The organism is Lelliottia sp. CFBP8978 (assembly GCF_034046055.2).
Classification (GTDB): Bacteria; Pseudomonadota; Gammaproteobacteria; order Enterobacterales; family Enterobacteriaceae; genus Enterobacter.
In genome coordinates this window covers 773,914-798,102 of sequence record NZ_CM188253.1, presented here as the reverse complement: position 1 = coordinate 798,102, position 24,189 = coordinate 773,914, and the positions used below count along the sequence as shown (strand labels likewise).

At 53.7% G+C, this 24,189-nt stretch carries 22 protein-coding genes; 3 read left to right on the top strand and 19 right to left on the bottom strand.

The annotated features are described in order from the left end of the window. Positions 1-82: 82 nt before the first annotated feature. Genes coaE through yacG form a run of 3 tightly spaced genes read left to right on the top strand, consistent with a single transcriptional unit; the run spans position 83 to position 1,650 of the window. Positions 83-706, top strand: coding sequence for a dephospho-CoA kinase (gene coaE / locus SOM82_RS03705; RefSeq protein WP_320460322.1), 624 nt, complete (start codon positions 83-85; stop codon positions 704-706). Continuing rightward, positions 703-1,446 carry a cell division protein ZapD gene (zapD, locus tag SOM82_RS03700; protein ID WP_320460323.1) on the top strand — a complete coding sequence of 248 codons (744 nt, stop codon included), beginning with the start codon at positions 703-705 and terminating at the stop codon, positions 1,444-1,446. Before coaE ends, zapD begins: the two co-directional genes overlap by 4 nt. Positions 1,447-1,455: 9 nt before the next feature. After that, positions 1,456-1,650: a DNA gyrase inhibitor YacG gene (gene yacG, locus SOM82_RS03695; protein ID WP_100777615.1), complete on the top strand. Its 195-nt coding sequence runs from the start codon at positions 1,456-1,458 to the stop codon at positions 1,648-1,650. A gap of 32 nt (positions 1,651-1,682) precedes the next feature. Here the strand turns inward: yacG and mutT are convergent, their stop codons facing one another. The 19 genes from mutT to mraZ form a co-directional block, all read right to left on the bottom strand. Further along, positions 1,683-2,084, bottom strand: a complete 402-nt coding sequence (gene mutT, locus SOM82_RS03690) for an 8-oxo-dGTP diphosphatase MutT (RefSeq protein ID WP_320460324.1) — start codon at positions 2,082-2,084, stop codon at positions 1,683-1,685. A 57-nt stretch (positions 2,085-2,141) separates the two neighbouring features. Next, positions 2,142-4,847: a preprotein translocase subunit SecA gene (secA, locus tag SOM82_RS03685; RefSeq protein ID WP_320460325.1), complete on the bottom strand. Its 2,706-nt coding sequence runs from the start codon at positions 4,845-4,847 to the stop codon at positions 2,142-2,144. 59 nt (positions 4,848-4,906) lie between these two features. Continuing rightward, on the bottom strand, positions 4,907-5,410 hold the full coding sequence (gene secM / locus SOM82_RS03680) for a secA translation cis-regulator SecM (RefSeq protein WP_320460326.1): 504 nt from the start codon (positions 5,408-5,410) through the stop codon (positions 4,907-4,909). 278 nt (positions 5,411-5,688) lie between these two features. Next, positions 5,689-6,606: a UDP-3-O-acyl-N-acetylglucosamine deacetylase gene (lpxC, locus tag SOM82_RS03675; RefSeq protein WP_154127196.1), complete on the bottom strand. Its 918-nt coding sequence runs from the start codon at positions 6,604-6,606 to the stop codon at positions 5,689-5,691. A 101-nt stretch (positions 6,607-6,707) separates the two neighbouring features. Then, positions 6,708-7,859, bottom strand: coding sequence for a cell division protein FtsZ (gene ftsZ / locus SOM82_RS03670; protein WP_006173842.1), 1,152 nt, complete (start codon positions 7,857-7,859; stop codon positions 6,708-6,710). Positions 7,860-7,973: 114 nt separating this feature from the next. After that, positions 7,974-9,230, bottom strand: a complete 1,257-nt coding sequence (gene ftsA / locus SOM82_RS03665) for a cell division protein FtsA (RefSeq protein ID WP_095280777.1) — start codon at positions 9,228-9,230, stop codon at positions 7,974-7,976. Beyond that, positions 9,227-10,069 carry a cell division protein FtsQ gene (ftsQ, locus tag SOM82_RS03660; RefSeq protein ID WP_154127195.1) on the bottom strand — a complete coding sequence of 281 codons (843 nt, stop codon included), beginning with the start codon at positions 10,067-10,069 and terminating at the stop codon, positions 9,227-9,229. Before ftsQ ends, ftsA begins: the two co-directional genes overlap by 4 nt. 1 nt (position 10,070) lies before the next feature. Beyond that, on the bottom strand, positions 10,071-10,991 hold the full coding sequence (locus SOM82_RS03655) for a D-alanine--D-alanine ligase (protein ID WP_320460327.1): 921 nt from the start codon (positions 10,989-10,991) through the stop codon (positions 10,071-10,073). After that, positions 10,984-12,459, bottom strand: coding sequence for a UDP-N-acetylmuramate--L-alanine ligase (gene murC, locus SOM82_RS03650; RefSeq protein ID WP_154127193.1), 1,476 nt, complete (start codon positions 12,457-12,459; stop codon positions 10,984-10,986). The genes SOM82_RS03655 and murC overlap by 8 nt, the downstream gene beginning before the upstream one ends. Positions 12,460-12,517: 58 nt before the next feature. After that, positions 12,518-13,582: an undecaprenyldiphospho-muramoylpentapeptide beta-N-acetylglucosaminyltransferase gene (murG, locus tag SOM82_RS03645; RefSeq protein ID WP_320460328.1), complete on the bottom strand. Its 1,065-nt coding sequence runs from the start codon at positions 13,580-13,582 to the stop codon at positions 12,518-12,520. Further along, complete coding sequence (ftsW, locus tag SOM82_RS03640) at positions 13,579-14,823, bottom strand: cell division protein FtsW (protein WP_154127191.1); 1,245 nt, start codon at positions 14,821-14,823, stop codon at positions 13,579-13,581. The genes murG and ftsW overlap by 4 nt, the downstream gene beginning before the upstream one ends. Next, on the bottom strand, positions 14,823-16,139 hold the full coding sequence (murD, locus tag SOM82_RS03635; protein WP_320460329.1) for a UDP-N-acetylmuramoyl-L-alanine--D-glutamate ligase: 1,317 nt from the start codon (positions 16,137-16,139) through the stop codon (positions 14,823-14,825). Before murD ends, ftsW begins: the two co-directional genes overlap by 1 nt. Positions 16,140-16,141: 2 nt before the next feature. After that, on the bottom strand, positions 16,142-17,224 hold the full coding sequence (mraY, locus tag SOM82_RS03630; RefSeq protein WP_012016042.1) for a phospho-N-acetylmuramoyl-pentapeptide-transferase: 1,083 nt from the start codon (positions 17,222-17,224) through the stop codon (positions 16,142-16,144). Further along, positions 17,218-18,576 carry a UDP-N-acetylmuramoyl-tripeptide--D-alanyl-D-alanine ligase gene (gene murF / locus SOM82_RS03625; RefSeq protein WP_320460330.1) on the bottom strand — a complete coding sequence of 453 codons (1,359 nt, stop codon included), beginning with the start codon at positions 18,574-18,576 and terminating at the stop codon, positions 17,218-17,220. Before murF ends, mraY begins: the two co-directional genes overlap by 7 nt. Continuing rightward, positions 18,573-20,060: a UDP-N-acetylmuramoyl-L-alanyl-D-glutamate--2,6-diaminopimelate ligase gene (gene murE / locus SOM82_RS03620; RefSeq protein WP_320460331.1), complete on the bottom strand. Its 1,488-nt coding sequence runs from the start codon at positions 20,058-20,060 to the stop codon at positions 18,573-18,575. The genes murF and murE overlap by 4 nt, the downstream gene beginning before the upstream one ends. A gap of 13 nt (positions 20,061-20,073) precedes the next feature. After that, positions 20,074-21,813: a peptidoglycan DD-transpeptidase PBP3 gene (gene ftsI, locus SOM82_RS03615; protein ID WP_154127188.1), complete on the bottom strand. Its 1,740-nt coding sequence runs from the start codon at positions 21,811-21,813 to the stop codon at positions 20,074-20,076. 15 nt (positions 21,814-21,828) lie between these two features. Then, entirely contained in the window at positions 21,829-22,194 is a 366-nt protein-coding gene (ftsL, locus tag SOM82_RS03610; RefSeq protein WP_154127187.1) for a cell division protein FtsL, read from the bottom strand. Further along, positions 22,191-23,132, bottom strand: a complete 942-nt coding sequence (rsmH, locus tag SOM82_RS03605; RefSeq protein ID WP_154127186.1) for a 16S rRNA (cytosine(1402)-N(4))-methyltransferase RsmH — start codon at positions 23,130-23,132, stop codon at positions 22,191-22,193. The genes ftsL and rsmH overlap by 4 nt, the downstream gene beginning before the upstream one ends. A gap of 2 nt (positions 23,133-23,134) precedes the next feature. Then, positions 23,135-23,593 (bottom strand): division/cell wall cluster transcriptional repressor MraZ, encoded by a 459-nt coding sequence (mraZ, locus tag SOM82_RS03600; RefSeq protein ID WP_154127185.1) that lies wholly within the window; start codon positions 23,591-23,593, stop codon positions 23,135-23,137. Positions 23,594-24,189: the final 596 nt, after the last annotated feature.

The window sequence follows — 24,189 nt, the reverse complement described above, 5'->3', positions numbered from 1 at the left end:
ACCAGAATTAACCCATCACTACCGTAAAGTTGAATTTTAAGACCTTGATTTTAATAATGAATAACACCCAGGATTTCATTTAATGGGGTACATTGTTGCGTTAACAGGTGGCATTGGCAGCGGCAAAAGCACTGTTGCTGACGCATTCGCACGTTTAGGTATCACGATAATTGATGCTGATATCATTGCCCGTCAGGTGGTAGAGCCTCACACACCCGGTTTAAATGCTATTCAGGCTCATTTCGGGGACAACATTATTCATGCTGATGGCACATTAAACCGACGCCTGCTTCGCGAGCGTATTTTTTCGCATCCGGCAGAAAAAACCTGGCTCAACACTCTTCTCCACCCCATGATTCATCAGGAAACCCAGCGCCAGATATCTGAGGCCACTTCGCCTTACGTTTTATGGGTTGTGCCGCTACTGGTAGAAAATCAGCTGCAATACAAAGCTAATCGAATCCTGGTGGTTGATGTTTCACGCGAAACACAGCTTCAGCGCACGATGTTGCGCGATAAGGTTTCTCGTCAGCAAGCCGAACAAATTCTTGCTGCGCAGGCTACGCGTGAAGCGCGCCTTGCCGTCGCAGACGATGTTATTGATAATGATGGCGCACCCGATAATCTCGCATCGGATGTGGCCCGCCTGCATGCGCAATATCTGACATATGCCGCGCAGGCCGCAGCACAGGAAAAATCAGAATGAATACTCACATCCTTTTTGAGCACCCACTCAATGAAAAAATGCGTACGTGGCTGCGCATCGAATTTCTGACTCAACAGTTGTCTCGTCATCTGCCTATTGCCGACCACGCAACGGCTTTGCATTTTTTTCGCAATGTAGGCGATCTGCTGGATGTGATTGAACGCGGCGATGTGCGTACTGAGTTGCTTAAAGAGCTTGAGCGTCAGCAGCGTAAGTTGCAGGCCTGGACGGAAGTCCCGGGGGTTGATCAGAACCGCATAGATTCACTGCGTCAGCAGTTGAAGCAGAGCAGCAGCACTCTGATGGCGGCTCCTCGCGTCGGGCAATTTCTGCGTGAGGATCGTCTGATTGGCCTGGTTCGCCAGCGTCTGAGCATCCCCGGCGGTTGCTGTAGCTTTGATTTACCGACACTGCATATGTGGCTACATATGCCGCAGGAACAGCGGGATAGTCAGGTTAAAGGTTGGATGGATAGCCTGGCGCCAATGCATCAGGCATTAACCCTGATCCTCGATCTGGTCCGCCAGTCAGCACCGTTTCGCAAACAGACCAGCCTTAACGGGTTCTACCAGGACAATGGCGACGATGCCGACCTGCTACGACTGCATTTGTCACTCAGCGACCAGCTCTATCCGCAAATCTCCGGTCACAAGAGCCGCTTTGCGATCCGATTTATGCCGCTGGACAGCGAAAACGGCATTGTCCCGGAACGCCTCGATTTCGAACTGGCTTGCTGCTAAGGAGTATTGATGTCTGAAATTATTACCGTCAGTTGCCCGACCTGTGGCAAAGCCGTGATCTGGGGCGAAATTAGCCCGTTTCGCCCGTTCTGCTGCAAACGTTGCCAGTTAATCGATCTGGGCGAGTGGGCTGCGGAAGAGAAACGTATCCCAAGCGCGGGCGATCTGTCCGACAGCGACGACTGGAGCGAAGAACAACAGTAACCCGTTCTCCGCTGCGCCTGCTGGCAATCTGCTTAGCAGGCCTTCCATTCCTGGGTCAGTTTAGTAATGACGGGTTCGTTAGCTGGCGGAAATTTGTCAGCGTCAAGCTCCGCAAGCTCAATCCAGTTTCCGGGCTGTCCCTCTTTCCCCCACGGTTCTCCCTCCCAGCGCTCCACCATCCAGAACCAGAGCGTGATGTGGCGATCCGGAAACTGATACTCAAGCTTGTCGAACAGTGTCGCACCCAGTGGCGTAATACCCACCTCTTCCTGAAGCTCGCGAACCAGCGCCTGTTCCGGCGTTTCACCTGATTCTATTTTACCCCCCGGAAACTCCCACTTATTTGCCATGTGAGCATCAGCGGCGCGTTGGGTAATGAAGATCTGATTTTGCGGGTTGCGAATAATCCCGACGGCGATTTGCAGTATTTTCATATTGTCACATCCATAAAAAAGGCGCAGAGATCTGCGCCTTTTTGATTAAATACGTGTTTAGCTCAGACGGCCATGACACGCTTTATATTTTTTACCGGAACCGCATGGGCATGGATCGTTACGCCCTACTTTGCGATCGCCAGTCTGTGCAGCAAGCTCTGCAGCCGCTTCGTCTTCGTCAGTCTGGTGGCTGAGCTGTTGCATCTGAGCCAGACGCTCAGCCTCTTCACGACGCTGCTGCTCCATGGCTTCAACTTCTTCCGGCATGCGAACCTGAACTTTGCCCAGGGTGCTGATCACTTCATATTTCAGCGATTCCAGCATGGAGGCAAACATTGCAAAAGATTCACGCTTGTATTCCTGCTTCGGATCTTTCTGCGCATAACCACGCAGGTGGATGCCCTGACGCAGGTAATCCATCGCAGCCAGGTGCTCTTTCCACAGAGAATCCAGCGTCTGCAACATGACGCCTTTCTCGAAGTGACGCATCATTTCTGCGCCAACCACCTCTTCCTTCTGCTTATAAACAGCAACAGCGGTTTCAAGGATACGCTCACGAAGCGTTTCTTCATGCAGCTCTGGCTCTTTATCCAGCCATTCTTTGATTGGCAGCTCGAGGTCGAAGTCGTTTTTCAGACGTTCCTGCAGGCCTTCGATATCCCACATTTCTTCCAGGGACTGCGGCGGAATGTGCGCATCAATAGTCGCTTTGAAGACGTCTTCGCGAATGCTGTTGATGGTTTCGCTAACATCGGACACATCCAGCAGTTCGTTACGCTGGGTATAAATAGCGCGACGCTGATCGTTAGCGACATCATCATACTCAAGCAGCTGCTTACGGATATCAAAGTTGCGGCTTTCCACTTTACGCTGCGCGTTAGCAATCGCTTTGGTTACCCACGGGTGTTCAATCGCTTCGCCTGGTTTCATACCCAGTTTACGCATCATGCCGGACACGCGGTCAGAGGCAAAGATACGCATCAGGGCATCTTCCATCGACAGGTAGAAGCGGGAAGAACCGGCGTCCCCCTGACGACCCGCACGACCGCGCAGCTGGTTATCAATACGGCGTGATTCATGACGCTCAGTACCGATAATATGCAAACCACCAGAAGCCAGGACAGCATCGTGGCGCACCTGCCAGTCGGCTTTGATCTGCGCGATTTGCTCTGGCGTTGGGTTTTCCAGCTCGGCCACTTCGGCCTGCCAGCTACCCCCGAGCATAATATCGGTACCACGACCCGCCATGTTTGTAGCGATGGTTACCGCAGCAGGGTAGCCTGCCTGGGCAACAATATCCGCTTCTTTGGCGTGGAATTTGGCATTAAGCACGTTGTGCTTGATACCTGCTTTATCCAGTTCATGAGAAACCACTTCGGATTTCTCGATGGAGATAGTCCCCACCAGCACCGGCTGGCCTGCAGCGGTACGCTCGCGGATATCTTCGATGATCGCCTGAATTTTTTCCGCTTCGGTCATGTAGACCAGATCCGGCATATCTTTACGGATCATTGGACGGTTAGTCGGGACAACGACGGTATCCAGCTTGTAAATAGAGCTGAATTCAAACGCTTCGGTATCCGCAGTCCCGGTCATACCCGCCAGTTTTTCGTAGAGACGGAAATAGTTCTGGAAGGTGATGGAAGCCAGCGTCTGGTTTTCGTTCTGAATATCAACGCCTTCTTTCGCTTCCACAGCCTGGTGCAGACCATCAGACCAGCGACGGCCCTGCATGGTACGGCCGGTATGCTCATCAACGATGATTACTTCACCGTCTTTAACGATGTAATCGACGTCACGGGTAAACAGCACGTGAGCGCGCAATGCCGCAGTAACGTGGTGCATCAGCATAATGTTGGTTGGAGAGTAGAGTGATTCACCCTCTTCCATAATGCCTTGTTCAACCAGCAGCTCTTCAATCTGCACCAGGCCGCGTTCGGTCAGGTTCACCTGACGCGCTTTTTCGTCCACGGAGAAGTGGCCTTCCCCCTGGAACGTATCGGAATCTTCCTTCTCCTGACGAATCAGGTGCGGGATGATTTTATCGACTTTACGGTACATCTCGGAGCTGTCTTCAGCCGGACCGGAGATAATCAGCGGGGTACGCGCTTCATCGATCAGGATGGAGTCAACTTCATCCACCAGCGCATAGTGCAGTTTACGCTGTACGCGCTCTTCCGGGCTAAACGCCATGTTATCGCGCAGGTAGTCAAAACCGTATTCGTTGTTCGTCCCGTAAGTGATATCCGCGCCATAGGCTTCGCGCTTGGCTGGAGCTGGCAGGCCGGACATGTTGATGCCGACAGTCATACCCAGGAATTCGAAGAGTGGACGGTTGTTTTCGGCGTCACGCTGCGCCAGATAGTCGTTGACGGTAACAACGTGAACGCCTTTACCCGACAGTGCATTCAGGTAAGCCGGCAGAGTTGCGGTAAGGGTTTTACCTTCACCGGTACGCATTTCTGCGATGCAACGTTCATTCAGAACCATACCGCCCAGCAGCTGTACATCGAAATGACGCATGCCGAACACACGCTTACTGGCTTCACGTACAACAGCAAAGGCTTCCGGGATCAGGCTTTCGAGCGTTGCGCCTTTCTCCAGACGTTCGCGAAACTCGCCCGTTTTGGCTTTGAGTTCGTCGTCGGAGAGCTTTTCCATCTCCGGTTCCATTGCGTTAATCACGGTGACAGCTTTGCGCATACGGCGCAGGGTACGATCGTTACGGCTACCGAAAACTTTGGTTAATAACTTGATTAGCATAATAAATTCTCACACGCCTTAGACAGGCAGATAAATTAAGGTATTGAATTACAGTTAATTTAGCTGAGGCGTTGAGGCCCGGCGCGGATACCCTGGACCTGGCTAATCCAGGCAGACACCGAAAAGGCAGCGTGTGTGATGGAAGCGCTGTTCGTCGTCTGACGAACAATAACCGGCGGCTTACTCTCCTGCGTCAACAATGCATTGAGCGTATCGAGCAGAGCAAGATGCTGCGCCTGAACCGGCAGTGATTCTTCCGCAACAGGCATGGCCTGAGGGGCCATCGCAAAAGAGAGATGGCGGATAACCGTGCGGATAGCATGCTGATGCCAATAATCAACCGTAAAACTTGGACGGCGATTCGCTTCAAGCAGCGCAAGATGGGTAAAGTTTACCCGCGTAGAGAGATCGTGTTTGGTGGTCGTGGTATTCGCAGGTGCTGACGGCTCCGCGCTGTGGCTGAGTACAGGCAAGCCGAAGCTCGCCGCAACCATCCCTAATAAGAGATGCGGCCAGAAGTAACGTCTGCCAAATTGTCGCCAGCGCGTTAAAATTCCGCTCACCTAATCCACCATCGTATGCAAGCCCGGACAGGCATGCGTTCACTTATTCTTTTTAGCGCACAGATATTATCACTAAAGCGACAATACAGCAGCAGGAATGACGTAATGCAGCGGGTAAATGCGGTTAAGAAAGTAGCAATCGCGTGCACTTTCTGTGCTCTGCAGACCCAGTGTCATGAGGGGGAGAAAACCAGAAGTGTAAAAACAAAAACGACTGGTCTCCCTGGCCGGAGAGAGTACCAGGTTAACCAGTCGATTTTTACAAACGGTGTTAACCGTTACGCCATGACCGTACTTGGAGCTTTGAATGCCAGAGGCAGTTCAGCTTCATCTTCAAAGGTCACAAATTCCCAGGCTTCCTGTTTTGCCAGGACTGCCTGCAACAATTTGTTGTTCAGTGCATGACCGGATTTAAACGCGGTAAATGCACCAATGATATTGTGACCACACATGAACAGGTCGCCAATCGCATCCAGCATTTTGTGACGAACGAATTCATCTTCAAAACGCAGGCCGTCTTCGTTCAGTACGCGATAATCGTCAACAACGATGGCACAATCGAAGCTGCCGCCCAGGCACAGGCCACGGGACTGCAGATATTCGATATCACGCATGAAACCGAAAGTACGAGCGCGACTGATCTGGCGCATAAACGCATCAGCAGAGAAGTTCATCGCGTAGCGCTGGTTGCTGCCATCAATCGCCGGATGGTTAAAGTCGATGGTAAAGTCCAACGAGAAACCATTAAACGGTTTGAATTCAGCCCACTTGTCGCCATCCTGAACGCGAACAGTCTCTTTAATGCGTACAAATTTCTTCGCGCAGTTCAGTTCATCAATGCCGGCATCCAGCAACAGATAAACGAACGGAGCAGCACTACCATCCATAATCGGGATTTCTGGTGCATCAACTTCGATAACGATGTTGTCGATACCCAGACCCGCGAGGGCGGCGTTAAGGTGCTCTACGGTAGAAATCCGCACGTCATGCTCGTTCACCAGACAAGTACAGAGCATAGTATCACGCACAGATTTGGCATCGGCCGGAAAATCTACCGGTGGATTCAAGTCGGTGCGACGATAGATGACCCCGGTATTGGCCGGCGCAGGTCGTAACGTCAGTGTGACTTTTTTGCCGGTATGTAAACCGACGCCAGTCGCCTGAACGATACGTTTAAGTGTCCTTTGTTTGATCATCGTATAATCTCGCCAAATTACTTATCCAACCGAAAGTGTATATCACTAACGGGCGGCCAGTTTAGCACAAAGAGCGAAAATCCCCAAATTCCAGCCAATTCTTAGTCAGCTTGCTTACGCAGGAACGCCGGAATGTCCAGATAATCTGGCTCTTTCGCGGTTTGTGGGGTGTTATCATTCACCACTTTAGCAGCGGGTTTTTGCTCTTGTGTCAGCGGAGCCATACCGTGCTGCTGGTAGCGATCCATCACTGGTTGCTGCGTTTGCTTGTTAGTGACCAGGGTGATCTCTGGACGTTTGTCCATGCCGATACCGGTGGCAACAACGGTCACACGCAGTTCGTCGTTCATTTCCGGATCAAGGGAAGTACCGATAACCACGGTGGCGTTATCAGACGCGAACGCACGAATGGTGTTACCCACGGTTTCGAACTCGTCCAGACGCAGATCGAAGCCAGCGGTAATGTTGACCAGAACGCCGCGCGCGCCGGACAGATCGATATCTTCCAGCAACGGAGAAGAGATGGCCATTTCAGCCGCTTCTTCTGCACGGTCTTCACCGCTCGCCACGCCAGAGCCCATCATCGCATAGCCCATTTCAGACATCACAGTGCGAACGTCCGCAAAGTCGACGTTCATCAGGCCTGGGCGGGTAATCAGCTCGGCAATACCCTGCACCGCGCCTTTCAGCACGTCGTTTGCAGCGCCGAAAGCATCCAGCAAAGAGATACCGCGACCCAAAACTTTCAGCAGTTTGTCGTTCGGGATAGTAATCAGAGAGTCCACATGTTTGGACAGCTCAGTGATACCCTGCTCCGCAAATGCCATGCGCTTCTTGCCTTCAAAGTTGAAAGGCTTAGTCACAACAGCAACGGTCAGAATACCTAAATCTTTGGCCACTTCAGCAACCACGGGGGCTGCACCGGTGCCTGTACCACCGCCCATACCTGCTGCGATGAACACCATATCAGCGCCATCGAGTGCAGCACGCAGTGCTTCACGGTCTTCTTCGGCAGCATTACGGCCCACTTCCGGGTTAGCCCCGGCACCCAGACCTTTGGTGATACCACCACCGATCTGAATAGTCTGGCCTACAGCCGTCTTACGCAGTGCCTGGGCATCGGTGTTGACTGCAAAGAATTCAACACCTTCAATGCGTTCGCGCACCATATGCTCGACAGCGTTACCGCCGCCTCCACCGACGCCGATGACTTTAATCACCGCGTCGTTGGTTAATTCCATTGGTTCAAACATGGTTTCTCTCCGTTTTTACACTTCATCATACAAGCTGCCGCGCAGAATCCTGAATGATTTCGTGTATGTGCCTGTCGCCTGAGACCGCTAATTTTCTCCGGTCTCTTTAAAAAATTAAAACTCTTTTCGCAGCCAGGAATTGAGTCGTTTGACCCAGGAACCGACCGACGTACGTTTTTCCACTTCTGCTTCACCACTTAAATGGGACTCTTTCCCGTAATGAAGCAGGCCCACGGCCGTTGAGTAATACGGCTCCTGAGCGTAATCCGTTAAACCGGTAATATTCAGCGGCGCACCAATACGCACTTGCGTATGGAACACTCGCTGCGCGCAGGCTGCCAGACCTTCAATTTGTGCTGCGCCGCCGGTTAATACAATCCCCGCCGCAAGGTGATGCTTCACCCCTTGCTGACGAAGCTGTTCCTGTAACTGTAAAATCTCTTCGTTGACCAAATTCAGCAGCTCGGTGTAACGCGGCTCAATGACTTCAGCCAGCGTCTGACGCTGCAAGCTGCGCGGCGGTCGACCACCCACGCTCGGCACTTCAACGCTCTCGTCTTTACCGACAATAGAGCCCAGTGCACAACCGTGGCGCACTTTAATCGCCTCTGCATCGCTAGGTGGCGTACCAAAGGCGTAAGCGATATCGCTTGTCACCACATTCCCGGCGTAAGGAATCACTTTGGTGTGGCGCAATGCACCGCCGGTATAAACGGCCATATCCATTGTACCACCGCCGATGTCAACCACACAGACGCCCAATTCACGTTCATCTTCCGTGAGTACGGAGTAGCTTGCCGCCAGTCCTGCAAAAATAAGTTGGTCAACTTTCAGGCCACAACGTTCAACTGCTTTGACGATGTTCTTCGCCATATCGTTATGACATGTGATCAAATGCACTTTTGCCTGCATACGCACACCGGAAAGACCGACTGGGTTTTTGATACCCTCCTGATAGTCGATCGCATATTCCTGCGGAATCACATGCAACACGCGGTGTTCATCACGCACGCGCACGGATTTTGCCGTATGCACCACATTCTCAACGTCTTCCTGCGTGACTTCCTCTTCGGAAATCGGCACCATCCCGATCTCGTTCTGGCAGCTAATATGCTTTCCAGAGAGAGCCAGGTAAACGGAAGAAATCTGGCAATCTGCCATTAATTCTGCCTGATCGATGGCGCGCTGAACGCATTTCACCACCGACTCAAGATCGTTAACCCCACCTTTATCCATACCACGTGACGGGCAACTGCCGACGCCAATGATATTGACCATACCGTCGGGCAGAACTTCCCCTACTAAAGCGGCAACCTTCGCAGTGCCAATCTCCAGTCCAACTACCAGTTTTCTGTCCGTCGCCTTGATCATTGTTGTTCTGCCTGTACCTGTGCCTGATTCTGTTGCTGATTAGGTTCCTCAACCGGAGCCGGCACCCAACCGACTGCTGCGCCTGAGTCATAGCGCAAATCAACGTAGCTTATCCGTTTGCCGTCTGTCTGCGCCTGCTGCTGTAAAACGGGGTAAAGTTCTACAAAACGCGCCAGTCGCTTCATCGTGTCGCCGCGACCAAGATTGAGCTTAATCCCATTCGTTAAGGTCAGTTGCCATGAACGACGAGCCGTCATTGCCGCATCTTTTAACGTAAACCGGTTCTTAGCCAGCACTTGTCCCATATCGCGAAAACCCTGCAATACTTCGTTTTCACTACCTTCCGGGCCGTACAACAGCGGTAAACTTTGCTTGCTGACACGATCTGCCGGGACGCTGAACGAATTTCCGTCTACGTCAACCATGTGCTGATCATTCCAACGCGCAATGGGCACATATTCAACCAGATGAATCTTCAATTCATCAGGCCATTGCTTTCTTACGCTCGCCTGTTTTATCCAGGGCAGACGTTCAATCTGACTCTGAATAATGTTGACGTCCTGAGTCATGAACGTCCCAGGCGATCCCAATGCCAGAATCGACTGGCGAATGTCATCGTTACGCGTGTAATGGCGCTCACCGGTCACCACCAGTTTTGACAGGGGTAATCGTTGCGCATCTTCCATCCAGCCCAACACCATCCAGCCGCTGATAAACACGGTACACAGCACACCAAGCAGGAACAGGATCCCTGCAAGACGCGTTCCATTGCTCCGTCCTGAAGAAGAATATTCTTCTTCCTCATCACGGTTGCGCGTGTTCAGTGCAGCCTGAGACATATCAGCCTGCCTGGTCCAGAATACGGACAACCAGCTGCGAGAAGCTCAAACCCGCCTGACGTGCTGCCATCGGCACCAGACTATGGCTGGTCATACCCGGAGAGGTATTGGCTTCGAGCAGATAAAATTGCCCGTCATTGTCCTGCATCACGTCGATACGTCCCCAACCGCGGCAACCTAAAACAGTCCAGGCTTTAAGCACCAGGTCCTGTAAATCTGCTTCACGTTCTGCTTCCAGACCACTTGGGCAGAAATATTGCGTCTCATCAGAGAGATACTTCGCCTCATAATCATAGAAGGTTCCAGCCGGTTGGATGCGAATTGACGGCAAAATTTCTTCACCCAGCATCGCGACGGTAAATTCCGGGCCGCTGAGCCATTTTTCAATCAGAACTTCTTCATCGTGTTGAAATGCCAGTGCTAACGCTGAAGATAAATCGCCAGCTTTGTCGACTTTAGACATCCCGACGCTTGAGCCTTCGCGGCTGGGTTTCACAATAACCGGCAAACCTAGCTGCACAATACGTGCATTAACGCTCTCTTCAAGGCCAATTTCGAACTCGCGGCGGGTTAATGCAACCCACGGTGCCACAGGCAAACCCGCACCTTGCCACAGTAATTTGCTGCGCAGCTTATCCATAGAAATAGCGGACGCCATCACACCACTTCCGGTGTAAGGCAAACCGATTAAATCCAGCAGGCCCTGTAGCGTACCGTCTTCACCGCCGCGACCGTGCAAAGCGATAAAGACTTTATCGAAGCCCATTTCCTTCAGGCGCGTAATATCCGTCTCTTTCGGATCAACCGGATGAGCGTTTACGCCCCCTTCGCGCAGACCCGCTAACACGGCTGCACCGGAGTTCAGCGAAACGTCACGTTCTGCGGAAGTCCCGCCAAACAGGACTGCGATCTTATCAGCCATGGCGTTCTTCCTCAGAGGTTTGCGGCTTCAGTTTGATTTCAGCTAAATTGCGTGCGATTTTGCCGATATTTCCAGCGCCCTGGATAAGAATCAAATCATTACCCGTGAGGACAGGAGCCAGGATCTCAGCGACCTGCGCCGGATCGGACACCAAAATAGGGTCTACCTTACCGCGTCCGCGAATCGTGCGACAGAGAGAACGACTATCTGCACCAGGAATTGGAGTCTCCCCTGCAGAATACACATCCAGCATCAGCAAGGTGTCCACCTGAGACAGCACGTTAGCGAAATCGTCATACAGATCGCGCGTACGGGTGAAACGGTGAGGCTGGAACACCATCACCAGATTTTTCTCCGGCCAGCCCGCGCGTGCGGCTTTAATCGTTGCATCCACTTCTGTCGGGTGGTGACCGTAGTCATCAACCAGCATCGCTGTTCCCGATTTGCCATTGACTGACTCCAGCGGGTATTCGCCCAGGAAGTCGAAACGACGGCCTGTACCCTGGAAGCTCTCAAGCGCGCGTAAAATAGCATCGTCCTCGATGCCCTCTTCTGTGGCAACAGCCACCGCAGCCGCAGCATTCAGCGCATTGTGACGACCTGGAGCGTTCAACGTCACGCGTAACAGCGTTTTATCCTGACGGGCCAGAGTGAAATGACCTTGCGCGCCAGTTTGCGTGTAATCTTCCACGCGGACGTCAGCGTCCTCGCTGAAACCGTAAGTCGTTATCTGACGGCCTACGCGCGGCAGCAATTCACGAATCACCGGATCATCAACGCACATCACCGCGCGCCCATAAAACGGCAAGTTGTGCAGGAAATTAATGAAGGTCTGTTTTAAATTTTCGAAGTCACCCTGGTAGGTGTCCATATGGTCGGCTTCGATATTGGTGACAATGGCCACCATCGGCTGCAGATGCAGGAACGACGCATCACTCTCATCGGCTTCCGCAATCAGGTAACGGCTATGGCCCAGACGCGCATGCACACCAGCAGCCTTCACAAGGCCACCGTTAACGAACGTCGGATCCAGCCCGGCTTCCGCATAAATGCTGGAGACCATCGCCGTTGTGGTGGTCTTGCCGTGCGTCCCCGCAACAGCAATGCCATGACGAAAACGCATCAACTCAGCCAGCATCTCTGCCCGGCGGATCACCGGAATACGCGCCTCATGCGCAGCAACAATCTCCGGGTTTTCGGCAGAAATGGCGCTGGAGACCACAACAACGCTCGCATCACGCACGTTCTCAGGACGGTGGTTAAAATAGATAGTCGCCCCAAGCGACGCCAACTGTTGCGTAACAGGGTTCGGCGCCAGATCGGAACCGCTGATCTGGTAGCCTTCGTTGGCTAAGACTTCGGCAATACCGCCCATACCTGCGCCGCCGATGCCAACGAAGTGGATGTGCCGGACGCGACGCATCTCGGGCACGATTGAACGCAGTTTCGCCAGTTGTTGTGTATTCATTCTCTAACCGCCATCGATACTTCTAAAAATACGTGCAACGCAAAACGCGCTACAAGGGTTAAGCCTTAGCTGCCAGGCTCACTTCATTTGCCACCCGCTCGGTCGCATCCGGGATGGCGGTCGCGCGTGCGCGTTCTGCCATCTCGAGTAATGTCGCTCTGTTCCAGCCCGCGAGGGTGGCGGCGACCGCATCGGCGGTAAACTGTGGCTGTTCAAAAATTTTTGCGGCACCCGCTTTCTCAAGCGGCAGCGCATTCCAGTACTGCTGTCTGTCTTTGTGCTGGAAAGGCACGAACACGGCAGGCAAACCTGCCGCGGCGATTTCGCTCACCGTCAACGCACCGGAGCGACACACCACGACATCGGCCCAGGCATAGGCCGCCGCCATATCATCAATAAATTCAGTAACTTTATGCTGCGACTGACCGACTTCGGCATAGGCCTGCTCAACCATTTGCTGCGCGCCTTTTCCGCTCTGATGCCAGATCGTCACGCTGTCGCCCAGTTTTGCCGCCACCTGCGGCAGAGTCTGGTTCAGAATCCGCGCACCCTGCGAGCCGCCCACAACCAGCACACGTACCGGGCCTTCACGCCCGGTCAGCCGTTCTTGCGGCAGCGGCAACGCTAACACATCCACGCGCACCGGATTCCCGACAACGTCCGCTTTCGGAAACGCACCCGGGAAGGCCTGCATCACTTTGGTGGCAATTTTTGCCAGCCATTTGTTCGTCAGCCCGGCAATGCCGTTTTGCTCATGCAGCACGACAGGAATACCCAACGACCATGCCGCCAGTCCGCCAGGACCAGAAACGTAGCCGCCCATCCCCAGCACCGCATCAGGTTTAAAGCGTTTCATGATTGCACGCGCCTGACGCCAGGCGTTGAAAATACGCACCGGCGCGAGTAATTGCGCCTTGATACCCTTTCCGCGCAAACCGGAAATCCGAATAAAGTCGATCTCGATACCGTGTTTCGGCACCAGATCGGCCTCCATGCGGTCGGCGGTTCCCAGCCAGCGAACTTGCCAGCCTTGATCCATTAAATGGTGCGCTACCGCGAGCCCCGGGAAAACATGTCCGCCGGTTCCCCCTGCCATCACCATTAACCGCTTCGGTTGATTCATCGTGAACCTCGTGTAAACGCCTGGGCTTTTTCCAGACGCGTCTCATAATCTATACGTAACAAGAACATAATGGCTGTCGACATAATCAACAGACTCGAACCACCATAACTGATCAACGGCAACGTCAGGCCCTTCGTCGGCAGCATACCGGCTGCGGCGCCAACGTTGACTAATGCCTGGAAACTAAACCAGATACCAATTGAGCAGGCCAGAAAACCAGAGAAGCGGTGATCGATTTCCAGCGCTTTTCGGCCAATCGACATAGCACGGAAAGCGACGAAGAATACCATTAAAAGTGCCAGTACCACACCGATATAACCCAGTTCTTCCCCAATAATGGAGAAGATGAAGTCGGTATGCGCCTCGGGCAGATACTCCAGTTTTTGAACCGAGTTTCCTAATCCCTGGCCCCAAACCTCACCGCGGCCAAATGCCATCAATGATTGAGTGAGCTGGTAACCGCTACCAAAGGGATCTTCCCAGGGGTTCCAGAACGAGGTCACACGGCGAATACGATACGGCTCAGCGAGGATCAGCAGAACCACAGCCGAAATCCCCATGCCAATGATGGCGATGAACTGCCACAGCTTTGCCCCCGCCAGGAACAGCATTGCCAGAGTAGTCACAAACAGCACGACCACCGTACCGAGGTCAGGCTGCGCCAGCAGCAGAACCGCCAGCACCAGAATCACGCCCATCGGTTTTAAGAAGCCGCGCAGGTTGTTACGCACTTCGTCCACTTTGCGCACAAGGTAGTTGGCGAGATAACAGAAAAGCGACAGCTTGGTAAACTCAGCGGGCTGAATACGCAGCGGGCCAAAGGCAATCCAGCGTGATGCACCGTTAACGGAGCTGCCGACGACCAGAACGATCAACAGCATAATAATCGAGGCGATTAACATCGCCGTGCTATGGCGCTGCCAGAACTCCATCGGCAGGCGCAAGGTGACCATCGCCAGACAGAACGCCAGAATGATGTACAAACCGTCACGTTTGGCAAACAGGAAAGGATCGTTCGCCAGGCGCTGTCCTACAGGCATAGAGGCCGACGTCACCATAATAAAACCGATCGCAGCCAGGCCCAGCGTGAGCCAAAGCAGCATGCGGTCATACATCACCAGGCTATCGGAATCTTTAGCCCGCGAGCCCATCACCCAGCCTTTCAGCGCCGTAAAGACCCATGCCAGGATACTGGAACCCGGCACGCGCGGCATTTTCAGGCGAGGGAGAGATAAACGCATCAGCCTAACTCCTTCGCCAGTCGGGTAAAGAGATCGCCACGCTGTTCGAAATTCTTAAACTGATCGAGGCTGGCACAGGCCGGTGACAGTAGCACCATATCGCCGGGTTTAACCCGAGGAGCGATAAGGCGGATAGCCTGTTCCATGGTCTCGGTTTGTTCCGCGATCTCCGGGCGCAATTCGGCAAGCTCGGCTCCGTCACGTCCGAAGCAGTACAGGCGAATCTTATCGCCCGTCAGATATGGCCTGAGGGAGGAGAAATCGGCCGATTTTCCGTCACCGCCCAGCAGCAGATGCAGGGTCCCATCGACCTGCAATCCGTTCAGCGCAGCTTCTGTGCTGCCCACGTTGGTCGCTTTGGAGTCGTTAATCCAGCGCACGCCATTATGTTCCAGCGCCAGCTGAAAACGATGGGCCAGCCCTGTAAAAGTCGTGAGCGCTTTCAGGCTCGAGGCGCGCGGTAAACCTGCCGCATCGGCCAGCGCCAGCGCCGCCAGCGCATTGGTGTAGTTATGCTGACCGGAAAGTTTCATCTCTTTCACGTTCAACACCTTTTCACCCTTCACGCGCAGCCAGGTTTCGCCCTGCTGGCGGTTCAGATGATAATCGCCCATGTTCACGCCAAAACTGATGCAGCGTTCATCTGCACCCCGCACAGGCATCGTCAATGCATCATCGGCATTAACCACGCACACTTTTGCGTTTTCGTAGACGCGCAGTTTGGCCGCACGATACTGCTGCAAGCCAAACGGATAGCGATCCATATGATCTTCGGTAACATTGAGGATCGTGGCAGCCACAGCCTGCAGGCTTGAGGTGGTTTCCAGCTGGAAGCTGGAAAGTTCTAGCACGTATAATTCACGAGCCGGATCCAACAGCATCAGCGCGGGCAAGCCGATATTGCCACCCACGCCCACGTTAACTCCGGCCGCCTTAGCCATGTCGCCCACCAGCGTCGTAACGGTGCTTTTGCCGTTTGACCCCGTGATAGCCACAATCGGCGCCTGCGCTTCGCGGCAAAACAGCTCAATATCGCCGACAATCTCAACGCCTTCATCCGCCGCAGCACTCAACGAAGGATGTGCCAGCGCCATTCCCGGGCTGGCGACAATCAGATCGGCGGCAAGAAGCCAGTCTTCATTCAGACCACCAAGGTGGCGTTCAACCTGTTCCGGGAGCTTGTCCAGGCCAGGCGGAGAAACACGCGTATCCATCACGCGCGGCGTCACGCCACGCCCGAGGAAAAAGTCCACGCAGGAGAGCCCCGTAAGGCCTAACCCGATGATAACGACTTTTTTACCCTGGTAATCTGCCATGATTAACGTACCTTCAGCGTTGCCAGGCCAATCAGGACCAGCATCAGCGAAATAATCCAGAATCGCACGATCACGCGCGGCTCTGGCCAGCCTTTCAGTTCATAGTGGTGATGAATCGGCGCCATTCGGAAGATGCGCTGACCGCGCAGCTTGAATGAACCGACCTGTAAAATCACAGAAAGCGTTTCAACGACGAAGACACCGCCCATAATCACCAGCAGGAACTCCTGACGCAGCAGCACGGCGATAATGCCAAGCGCGCCGCCCAGCGCCAGCGAACCAACGTCGCCCATAAAGACCTGCGCCGGATAGGTGTTGAACCACAGGAAGCCCAGTCCGGCACCGACGATCGCTGTACAGACAATGACCAGCTCACCGGCATGACGCAGATAAGGAATGTGCAAATAATTGGCAAAATTCATGTTGCCTGTCGCCCACGCGACCAGCGCAAAGCCCCCTGCGACAAACACGGTTGGCATGATGGCCAGACCATCCAGTCCGTCAGTCAGGTTAACGGCATTACCCGTCCCAACAATCACGAAGTAAGCCAGCAGGATGTAGAACAGGCCCAGCTGCGGCATGACGTCTTTGAAGAACGGCACGACCAGTTCGGTGGCTGGCGTGTCTTTGCCCGCCAGATAGAGCGCAAAGGCCACGCCGAGCGCAATCACCGACATCCAGAAGTATTTCCAGCGGGCAATCAGCCCCTTGGTATCTTTGCGTACCACTTTGCGGTAGTCATCGACAAAACCAATAATGCCGTAACCAATCAGTACCGTCAGGACGCACCAGACGTACGGGTTAGACGGATAGGCCCACAGCAGCACCGACACGACAATGGCCGTCAGGATCATAATCCCGCCCATCGTAGGTGTACCGCGTTTACTAAAGTGCGATTCCGGACCGTCGTTACGTACAACCTGACCAAAAGAGAGTTTTTGCAGACGGGCAATCATACGCGGGCCCATCCACAAAGAGATGAACAGCGCAGTCAGCAGGCTGACGATGGCGCGAAACGTCAGATAGGAAAAGACGTTAAAGCCTGAATAATATTTGACCAAATGTTCGGCCAGCCAAACTAACATGTTCCGTTCTCCTGTAATGCGTGCACAACCTCTTCCATGGCGGCACTACGTGAACCTTTCACTAAAACAGTCACAATTTGATGTTCTGCAATCAACGTCTTAAGACGGGTAATCAGCGCGGCTTTATCGGTGAAATGTTCACCCACACCGCTAGCCTGGCTAATGGCCTGACTCAGAGTCCCTGCGCTCAACACACAATCAATACCGGAGGCTTTCGCCGCCTCGCCCACCTGGATATGGCACTGCTCGCTCTCATCGCCCAGCTCGGCCATATCGCCAACCACCATCACGCGGTAGCCAGGCATCTCTGACAACACCTGTACTGCCGCAGTCATTGAGCCGACGTTAGCGTTGTAGGAGTCATCCAGCAGCAATTTGTTCTCTGCCAGTTGGACAGGGAACAAACGCCCAGGCACAGCTTTAAGATTTGCCAGGCCCGCTTTAATCGCCTCATGCGAGGCCCCCACGGCCATCGAAAGCGCAGCAGCAGCCAGCGCGTTGGCGATATTGTGACGGCCAGGCAGAGGCAATAACACATCGACATTGCCCGTGGGGGTCTGCAGCGTAAATTCGGTTCCGTGCGAGGTCACATGGATATGGGTTGCCGTAAAGTCGCTGTTCGCTGCATTCGGTGAAAAGCGCCAGGTTTTGCGTGAGCCAATAATGCTTTGCCAGTTAAGCCAGTCATTATTATCAGCATTCATAATGGCGACACCGTCGAGCGGCAAGCCGGTATAAATTTCGCCTTTAGCTTTTGCGACCCCTTCCAGCGAACCAAAACCTTCAAGATGCGCCGCAGCCAGATTATTGACTAACGCCGCTTCCGGACGCGTCAGACCGACGGTCCAGGCAATTTCGCCCTGATGATTGGCGCCTAATTCAATGACAGCATATTCATGTTCTTTGGTCAGACGCAGCAGCGTCATCGGCACGCCGATATCATTATTCAGATTGCCTGCGGTGTAGAGCGTGTTGCCGCACTGACTCAGGATCGCGGCAACCATCTCTTTTACAGAAGTTTTACCGGACGAGCCCGTCAGTGCCACCACGCGGGCAGGCATCTGCTGACGTACCCAGGCCGCCAGCTCACCAAACGCCAGTCGGGTGTCTTTCACCACGATCTGCGGCAGGTCGATATCCAGTTTCCGGCTGACCAGCAACGCGCCCGCACCGCCCTCTTTTGCCTGTTCGGCAAAATCATGCGCATCAAATCGCTCGCCCTTCAGGGCCACAAACAGGCAGCCCGGCGTGATTTTACGGGTATCGGTCGTGACGGCATCAATGTTCAGATCCGGACCATTCAGCTCGCCATTTACTACCGTGGCGACCTGGCCGAGCATCATGCTAATCATGCCAATACTCCCAGCAGACGCGCAGCCGTCACGCGGTCTGAATAATCAAGACGGCGAGCACCAACAATCTGATAATCTTCGTGGCCTTTACCGGCCAGCAGCACCACATCGTTCTCGTTGGCCTGCATAATAGTATTGGTTACGGCTTCAGCACGGCCTTCCATCACGCGTGCACGCCCGGCATCCATCATCCCCGCGAGAATATCGTTGATAATCGCGCGCGGCTCTTCGGTACGCGGGTTATCATCGGTGACAACCGGAATATCGGCGAACTGCTCGGCAATCGCGCCCATCAGCGGGCGTTTGCCCTTATCGCGATCGCCGCCACAGCCGAAGACACACCACAGTTTGCCGGTGCAGTGCAGACGTGCTGCTTGCAGCGCTTTCTCCAGCGCGTCCGGCGTGTGGGCATAATCGACCACGACAGTCGGTTTTCCTGGCGCGCTAAATACTTCCATACGGCCGCAAACGGGCTGTAAACGAGCGGCTGTTTTCAGCAGTTCAGCCAGCGGGTAGCCCAGTGCTAACAGCGTCGCAAGTGCCAGCAGCAGATTACTGACGTTAAAAGCCCCCATCAGGCGGCTGTCGATTTCACCTTCACCCCATGAGGAAGCAAAGCGAATCGTTGCGCCGCTATCGTGATAATTGACCGCCGTTGCCTTCAGCCAGCGCCCGTGGCAGTTCGGATTGATATGATCTTCCATCGACACCGCGACCGCATCGGGCAGCTTAGCCAGCCAGCGGCGGCCCACTTCGTCATCGGCATTGATAATCGCCTGACCGCAGTGGTGCGTGGCGTAAAGCAGCCATTTTGCCGCTTCGTAATTTTCCATATCACCGTGATAATCAAGGTGATCGCGACTCAGGTTAGTAAACACTGATGCCGCAAATTTCAGCGCGGCGACACGATGCTGTACCAGTCCGTGGGAAGAGACTTCCATTGCGGCAAAGGTTGCGCCCTGCTCTGCCAGGCCGGACAGCACATGCTGAACATCGACCGCAGAACCGGTGGTATTCTCGGTTGGATTAACTTTTCCCAGCAGACCATTACCCACGGTTCCCATTACCGCACTGGTTTCACCCAGCAGCTGGGCCCATTGCGCCATCAGCTGTGTGGTGGTGGTTTTGCCGTTGGTGCCCGTCACGCCAACCAAACGCAGTTGGTCAGAGGGTTCATGGTAAAAACGCCCCGCCAGTGCGGAGAGGCGCTCATTTAACTGGCTGAGATAGATGACCGGCACGCCGTGCATTTCACGGATTTCACCATCGGTTGCCTCATCTTTGGCCTCAGCAACAATAGCAGCTACACCTTGCGCAATCGCCTGCGGGATATAACGACGCCCGTCCGCCTGATGACCGACCACTGCTACAAAGAGATCGCCCGATGCAGCCACACGGCTGTCGAGTACCATCTCCCGCAGCTCTCGCGCAGGTGTGTTTTGCACCCACGGAGCAAGAAGGTCGCGCAAATTACGATCTGCCACCTGTTTCCTCGCCTTAATTAGTTACAAATTCATTTTTATCGCCCGTAGCCAGCGCATCCGGTTCGATGTTCATGGTGCGTAAAACGCCGCCCATGATGGCACCAAACACCGGCGCGGAGACGGCGCCACCGTAGTATTTACCTGCCTGGGGATCGTTGATAACGACCACCAGCGCAAAACGCGGATTGCTGGCAGGCGCAACGCCTGCGGTATACGCAATATATTTGTTGATGTAACGGCCATCCGGCCCCACTTTTTTGGCTGTACCGGTTTTGATTGCGATACGATAGCCTTTAATCGCCGCTTTCACGCCGCCGCCGCCAGGCAGCGCCACGCTTTCCATCATATGGACGACGGTACGAACGGTTGATTCCGGGAAGATTCGCTCACCCGGAACCGGTGGATCCACTTTGGTAATGGATAGCGGACGGTACACGCCATAACTGCCGATCGTTGCATAGACTCGCGCCAACTGTAACGGTGTTACCATTAGCCCGTAGCCGAAAGAGAAGGTGGCCCTCTCTATGTCAGACCACCGTTGTTTTTGAGGATATAAGCCACTGCGTTCTCCGACCAACCCCAAATTGGTCGCCTTTCCAAGCCCAAAACGAGAGTAAGTTTCTACTAACGCTGAGGACGGCATCGCTAACGCCAGCTTAGAAACACCGACGTTACTCGACTTCTGCAACACCCCGGTCAGGGTTAATTCGCTGTAACGCGCCACGTCTTTAATTTCGTGGCCGTTGATTCGGTAAGGTATGGTATTCAGAACGGTATTTTCGTTGACGATGCCGCGCTGAAGCGCAGTCATCACCACCATCGGTTTGACGGTCGAACCCGGCTCAAACACGTCGGTAATGGTACGGTTACGCATGACATCTTTCTGCGTACCGGTCAGGTTGTTCGGGTTATAGGAGGGGCTGTTGGCCATCGCCAACACTTCGCCGGTGCTGACATCCACCAGCACTGCGCTGCCCGACTCGGCTTTGTTAAAGGCGACCGCATTGTTCAGCTCGCGGTAAACCAGTGCCTGTAGGCGCTCGTCGATACTCAAAGCGAGGTTGTGCGCCGCCTGGCTGTCGGTCGAAGAGATATCCTCAATCACGCGACCATAGCGGTCTTTGCGCACTATACGCTCGCCCGGTTGCCCGGTGAGCCATTTATCAAAGCTTTTCTCGACCCCTTCAATCCCCTGGCTGTCGACGTTGGTAAAGCCAATGAGGTGAGCGGTTACTTCACCCGATGGATAGTAACGGCGCGACTCTTCGCGCAGATGAATCCCGGGCAGTTTCAGTTTCTTAATGTAATCCGCCATGTCAGGGTTAACCTGACGCGCCAGATAGATAAAGCGACCTTTTGGGTTGGCATTGACGCGGGCAGCCATCTGATCGAGCGGCATTTTCAACGCATCAGCAAGCGCCTTCCAGCGATTATCCAGCGTGACCCCCCCCGCATCATGCAGCTCTTTCGGGTCGGCCCAAATCGCTTTCACTGGCACACTCACCGCCAGCGGACGGCCGGAACGGTCGGTAATCATTCCACGCGAAGTAGAGACTTCCTGAACGCGCAGGGAGCGCATGTCACCCTGACGCACCAGCATATCGGGCGCGATAATCTGTAACCACGCCGCGCGTCCCAGCAGGAAAACCAGCGCCAGTAAAATGCAGCCACAAAGCAACGCAAAACGCCAACTCACAAAGTTGGCCTGTTCTTCCTGACGTTTCGGTTTTTGCGTTTTCGCCGCTGATCTCATGCGTCGCGTTTTCCCTTATTTTTGTACTACGATGTTTTCCTGTGAAGGATCAACATGCTGCAACTGCAGCTTTTCCGTTGCGATCCTTTCAACCCGGCTGTGATCGCCGAGCGCGTTTTCTTCGAGAATCAGATTTCGCCATTCGATATCCAGCGCATCGCGTTCCAGCACCATCTGCTCGCGTTGCGCGGTTAATAAACGGGTATGGTGCGCCGTTGTCACCACAGTTATCGCAGTCACAATAATGCAAATGAACAGGCAGAGTGGCAGCTTCCCAAACCGCAAGAGATCGTCGCCGATCACACCAGGCAAAGCATGGCGCTCGTTGCTTCCTAACGATCCTTTAACTTTGCTTAGGGTCTCTGTCACTCTGCCGATCATGCGTTCGTCCTTTCTGCAATACGCAGTACTGAACTACGGGCGCGTGGATTCTCTGCCACCTCTTCTTCGCCCGGCATCAACTTGCCTACTACTCGCAACTGACGGCCACCCAGTTTCCTGAGCTGTTCTTCTGTCATCGGCAGCCCCGCAGGCACTTGAGGACCGCGACTTTGTTCACGCATAAAGCGTTTCACAATACGGTCTTCCAGCGAGTGGAAGCTGATGATGGATAACCGCCCACCTGGGGCCAGCACGCCGAGCGAGCTTTTTAGCGCCTGCTCTATCTCCTCCAGTTCACTGTTTACCCAGATGCGCACCGCCTGGAAGGTACGGGTCGCGGGATGTTTGAATTTATCTTTGACCGGGGTGGCTGCTGTCACGACTTCTGCCAGCTCTTTGGTACGCGTCATCGGCTCGATACGGTTACGCTCAACGATGCCGCGCGCAATACGTTTCCCAAAACGCTCTTCACCGAAGGTTTTAATAACCCAGGCAATATCGGCTTCATCAGCCGTTTGCAGCCATTCAGCAGCAGACTGGCCCCGCGTCGGGTCCATACGCATGTCCAGCGGGCCGTCGCGCATAAAGGAAAAACCGCGTTCCGCGTCATCAAGCTGTGGTGAGGAGACGCCAAGATCGAGAAGAATACCGTCAATCTTGCCCGTCAGGCCGCGCTCGGCGACATAATCAGCCAGCGCGGAGAAAGGTCCATGTACGATGGAAAAGCGTGGATCATCAATGGTCTTCGCTACGGCAATAGCCTGCGGATCGCGATCGATTGCCAGTAAACGCCCCTCTGCTCCCAGTTGGGAGAGAATCAGACGCGAGTGGCCGCCACGACCAAATGTTCCATCGATATAGATGCCGTCAGGACGAATATTCAGGCCGTTCACGGCCTCGTCCAACAGCACCGTTGTATGTTTAAAATTTTCCATCATATTTATAGAGACAAGTCCTGCAATCGATCCGACAACACGGCGGATTCTGACTGCTCAGCGTCGATATCTTCCTTGACCTGTTGATACCAGGTCGTTTCATCCCACAGTTCAAATTTATTGAACTGCCCGACCAGCATCACTTCTTTCGTCAGACCGGCATGCTGCCGCAACACAGGCGCAATCAGTATTCGCCCTGCATTGTCCATCTGACATTCACTGGCATGCCCCAATAACAACCGCTGAACGCGGCGTTCCTGCGGGTTCATGCTCGACAGTCGCGACAGCTTTTGCTCAATAATTTCCCATTCGGGTAAGGTGTAAAGCAGCAGGCAGGCGTGGTTAATGTCAATGGTGCAAACCATTTGACCAGAAGCGCTTTCGATCAGTTGGTCGCGATATCGGGTTGGTACCGATAAACGCCCTTTACTGTCGAGATTGACTAACGCCGCCCCACGGAACATGCCAGCCTCACCCCTTATCGCCACTTTAACCCACAAATTCCCACATAAAGGAGTTTACGGAGCGAAGGAAAAGCTTGTCAAGCCAGGACTATCCTGGCAGAGGCTTGAAAGTCCTCTATTTACAGACAGAACCTGACTTGATTAATAACTGCACAACTGGCGAGGCAAAATTAACGTCCTGAATATTTGTAAGAAAAAAAACAAATATGCACACGAACGTTAAAAATCACTCCATACCACCACGGGCAAATATAAAGTGTCAGTTTGCGACGCGGGCGGCATTTTAAGACATTACGCACGGGGATAACAGCGCCAGATGCACGTTAGAAGCGTGAAGGCACAAGACCTGGCGTCAGGGCTGGAGATAAAGAGGGAAAAACGGCTGATAATTCAGCGAGCGAATGACGATTGTAACAAAACAATACAAAAAATAGCGACTAATGACGTTTAAATAACCTTAAAAAAAGCTCGTTAAGTGCTCAAAGAAATAATATGAATAGCAGGCTATGGTTCTTAAGGAATTATCCTAAACTGATCCGGTTATTATTTCCTGTAATAATCGGAAAATCAGGGCAGTCTCCCACCCTGAATATTCA

What these genes read in the sequence shown, in the direction of transcription:
- coaE (WP_320460322.1), top strand. Translation starts at nt 83, where the DNA reads ATGGGGTACATTGTTGCGTTAACAGGTGGCATTGGCAGCGGCAAAAGC.
- zapD (WP_320460323.1), top strand. Translation starts at nt 703, where the DNA reads ATGAATACTCACATCCTTTTTGAGCACCCACTCAATGAAAAAATGCGT.
- yacG (WP_100777615.1), top strand. Translation starts at nt 1,456, where the DNA reads ATGTCTGAAATTATTACCGTCAGTTGCCCGACCTGTGGCAAAGCCGTG.
- mutT (WP_320460324.1), bottom strand. Translation starts at nt 2,084, where the DNA reads ATGAAAATACTGCAAATCGCCGTCGGGATTATTCGCAACCCGCAAAAT.
- secA (WP_320460325.1), bottom strand. Translation starts at nt 4,847, where the DNA reads ATGCTAATCAAGTTATTAACCAAAGTTTTCGGTAGCCGTAACGATCGT.
- lpxC (WP_154127196.1), bottom strand. Translation starts at nt 6,606, where the DNA reads ATGATCAAACAAAGGACACTTAAACGTATCGTTCAGGCGACTGGCGTC.
- ftsZ (WP_006173842.1), bottom strand. Translation starts at nt 7,859, where the DNA reads ATGTTTGAACCAATGGAATTAACCAACGACGCGGTGATTAAAGTCATC.
- ftsA (WP_095280777.1), bottom strand. Translation starts at nt 9,230, where the DNA reads ATGATCAAGGCGACGGACAGAAAACTGGTAGTTGGACTGGAGATTGGC.
- ftsQ (WP_154127195.1), bottom strand. Translation starts at nt 10,069, where the DNA reads ATGTCTCAGGCTGCACTGAACACGCGCAACCGTGATGAGGAAGAAGAA.
- SOM82_RS03655 (WP_320460327.1), bottom strand. Translation starts at nt 10,991, where the DNA reads ATGGCTGATAAGATCGCAGTCCTGTTTGGCGGGACTTCCGCAGAACGT.
- murC (WP_154127193.1), bottom strand. Translation starts at nt 12,459, where the DNA reads ATGAATACACAACAACTGGCGAAACTGCGTTCAATCGTGCCCGAGATG.
- murG (WP_320460328.1), bottom strand. Translation starts at nt 13,582, where the DNA reads ATGAATCAACCGAAGCGGTTAATGGTGATGGCAGGGGGAACCGGCGGA.
- ftsW (WP_154127191.1), bottom strand. Translation starts at nt 14,823, where the DNA reads ATGCGTTTATCTCTCCCTCGCCTGAAAATGCCGCGCGTGCCGGGTTCC.
- murD (WP_320460329.1), bottom strand. Translation starts at nt 16,139, where the DNA reads ATGGCAGATTACCAGGGTAAAAAAGTCGTTATCATCGGGTTAGGCCTT.
- mraY (WP_012016042.1), bottom strand. Translation starts at nt 17,224, where the DNA reads ATGTTAGTTTGGCTGGCCGAACATTTGGTCAAATATTATTCAGGCTTT.
- murF (WP_320460330.1), bottom strand. Translation starts at nt 18,576, where the DNA reads ATGATTAGCATGATGCTCGGCCAGGTCGCCACGGTAGTAAATGGCGAG.
- ftsI (WP_154127188.1), bottom strand. Translation starts at nt 21,813, where the DNA reads ATGAGATCAGCGGCGAAAACGCAAAAACCGAAACGTCAGGAAGAACAG.
- ftsL (WP_154127187.1), bottom strand. Translation starts at nt 22,194, where the DNA reads ATGATCGGCAGAGTGACAGAGACCCTAAGCAAAGTTAAAGGATCGTTA.
- rsmH (WP_154127186.1), bottom strand. Translation starts at nt 23,132, where the DNA reads ATGATGGAAAATTTTAAACATACAACGGTGCTGTTGGACGAGGCCGTG.
- mraZ (WP_154127185.1), bottom strand. Translation starts at nt 23,593, where the DNA reads ATGTTCCGTGGGGCGGCGTTAGTCAATCTCGACAGTAAAGGGCGTTTA.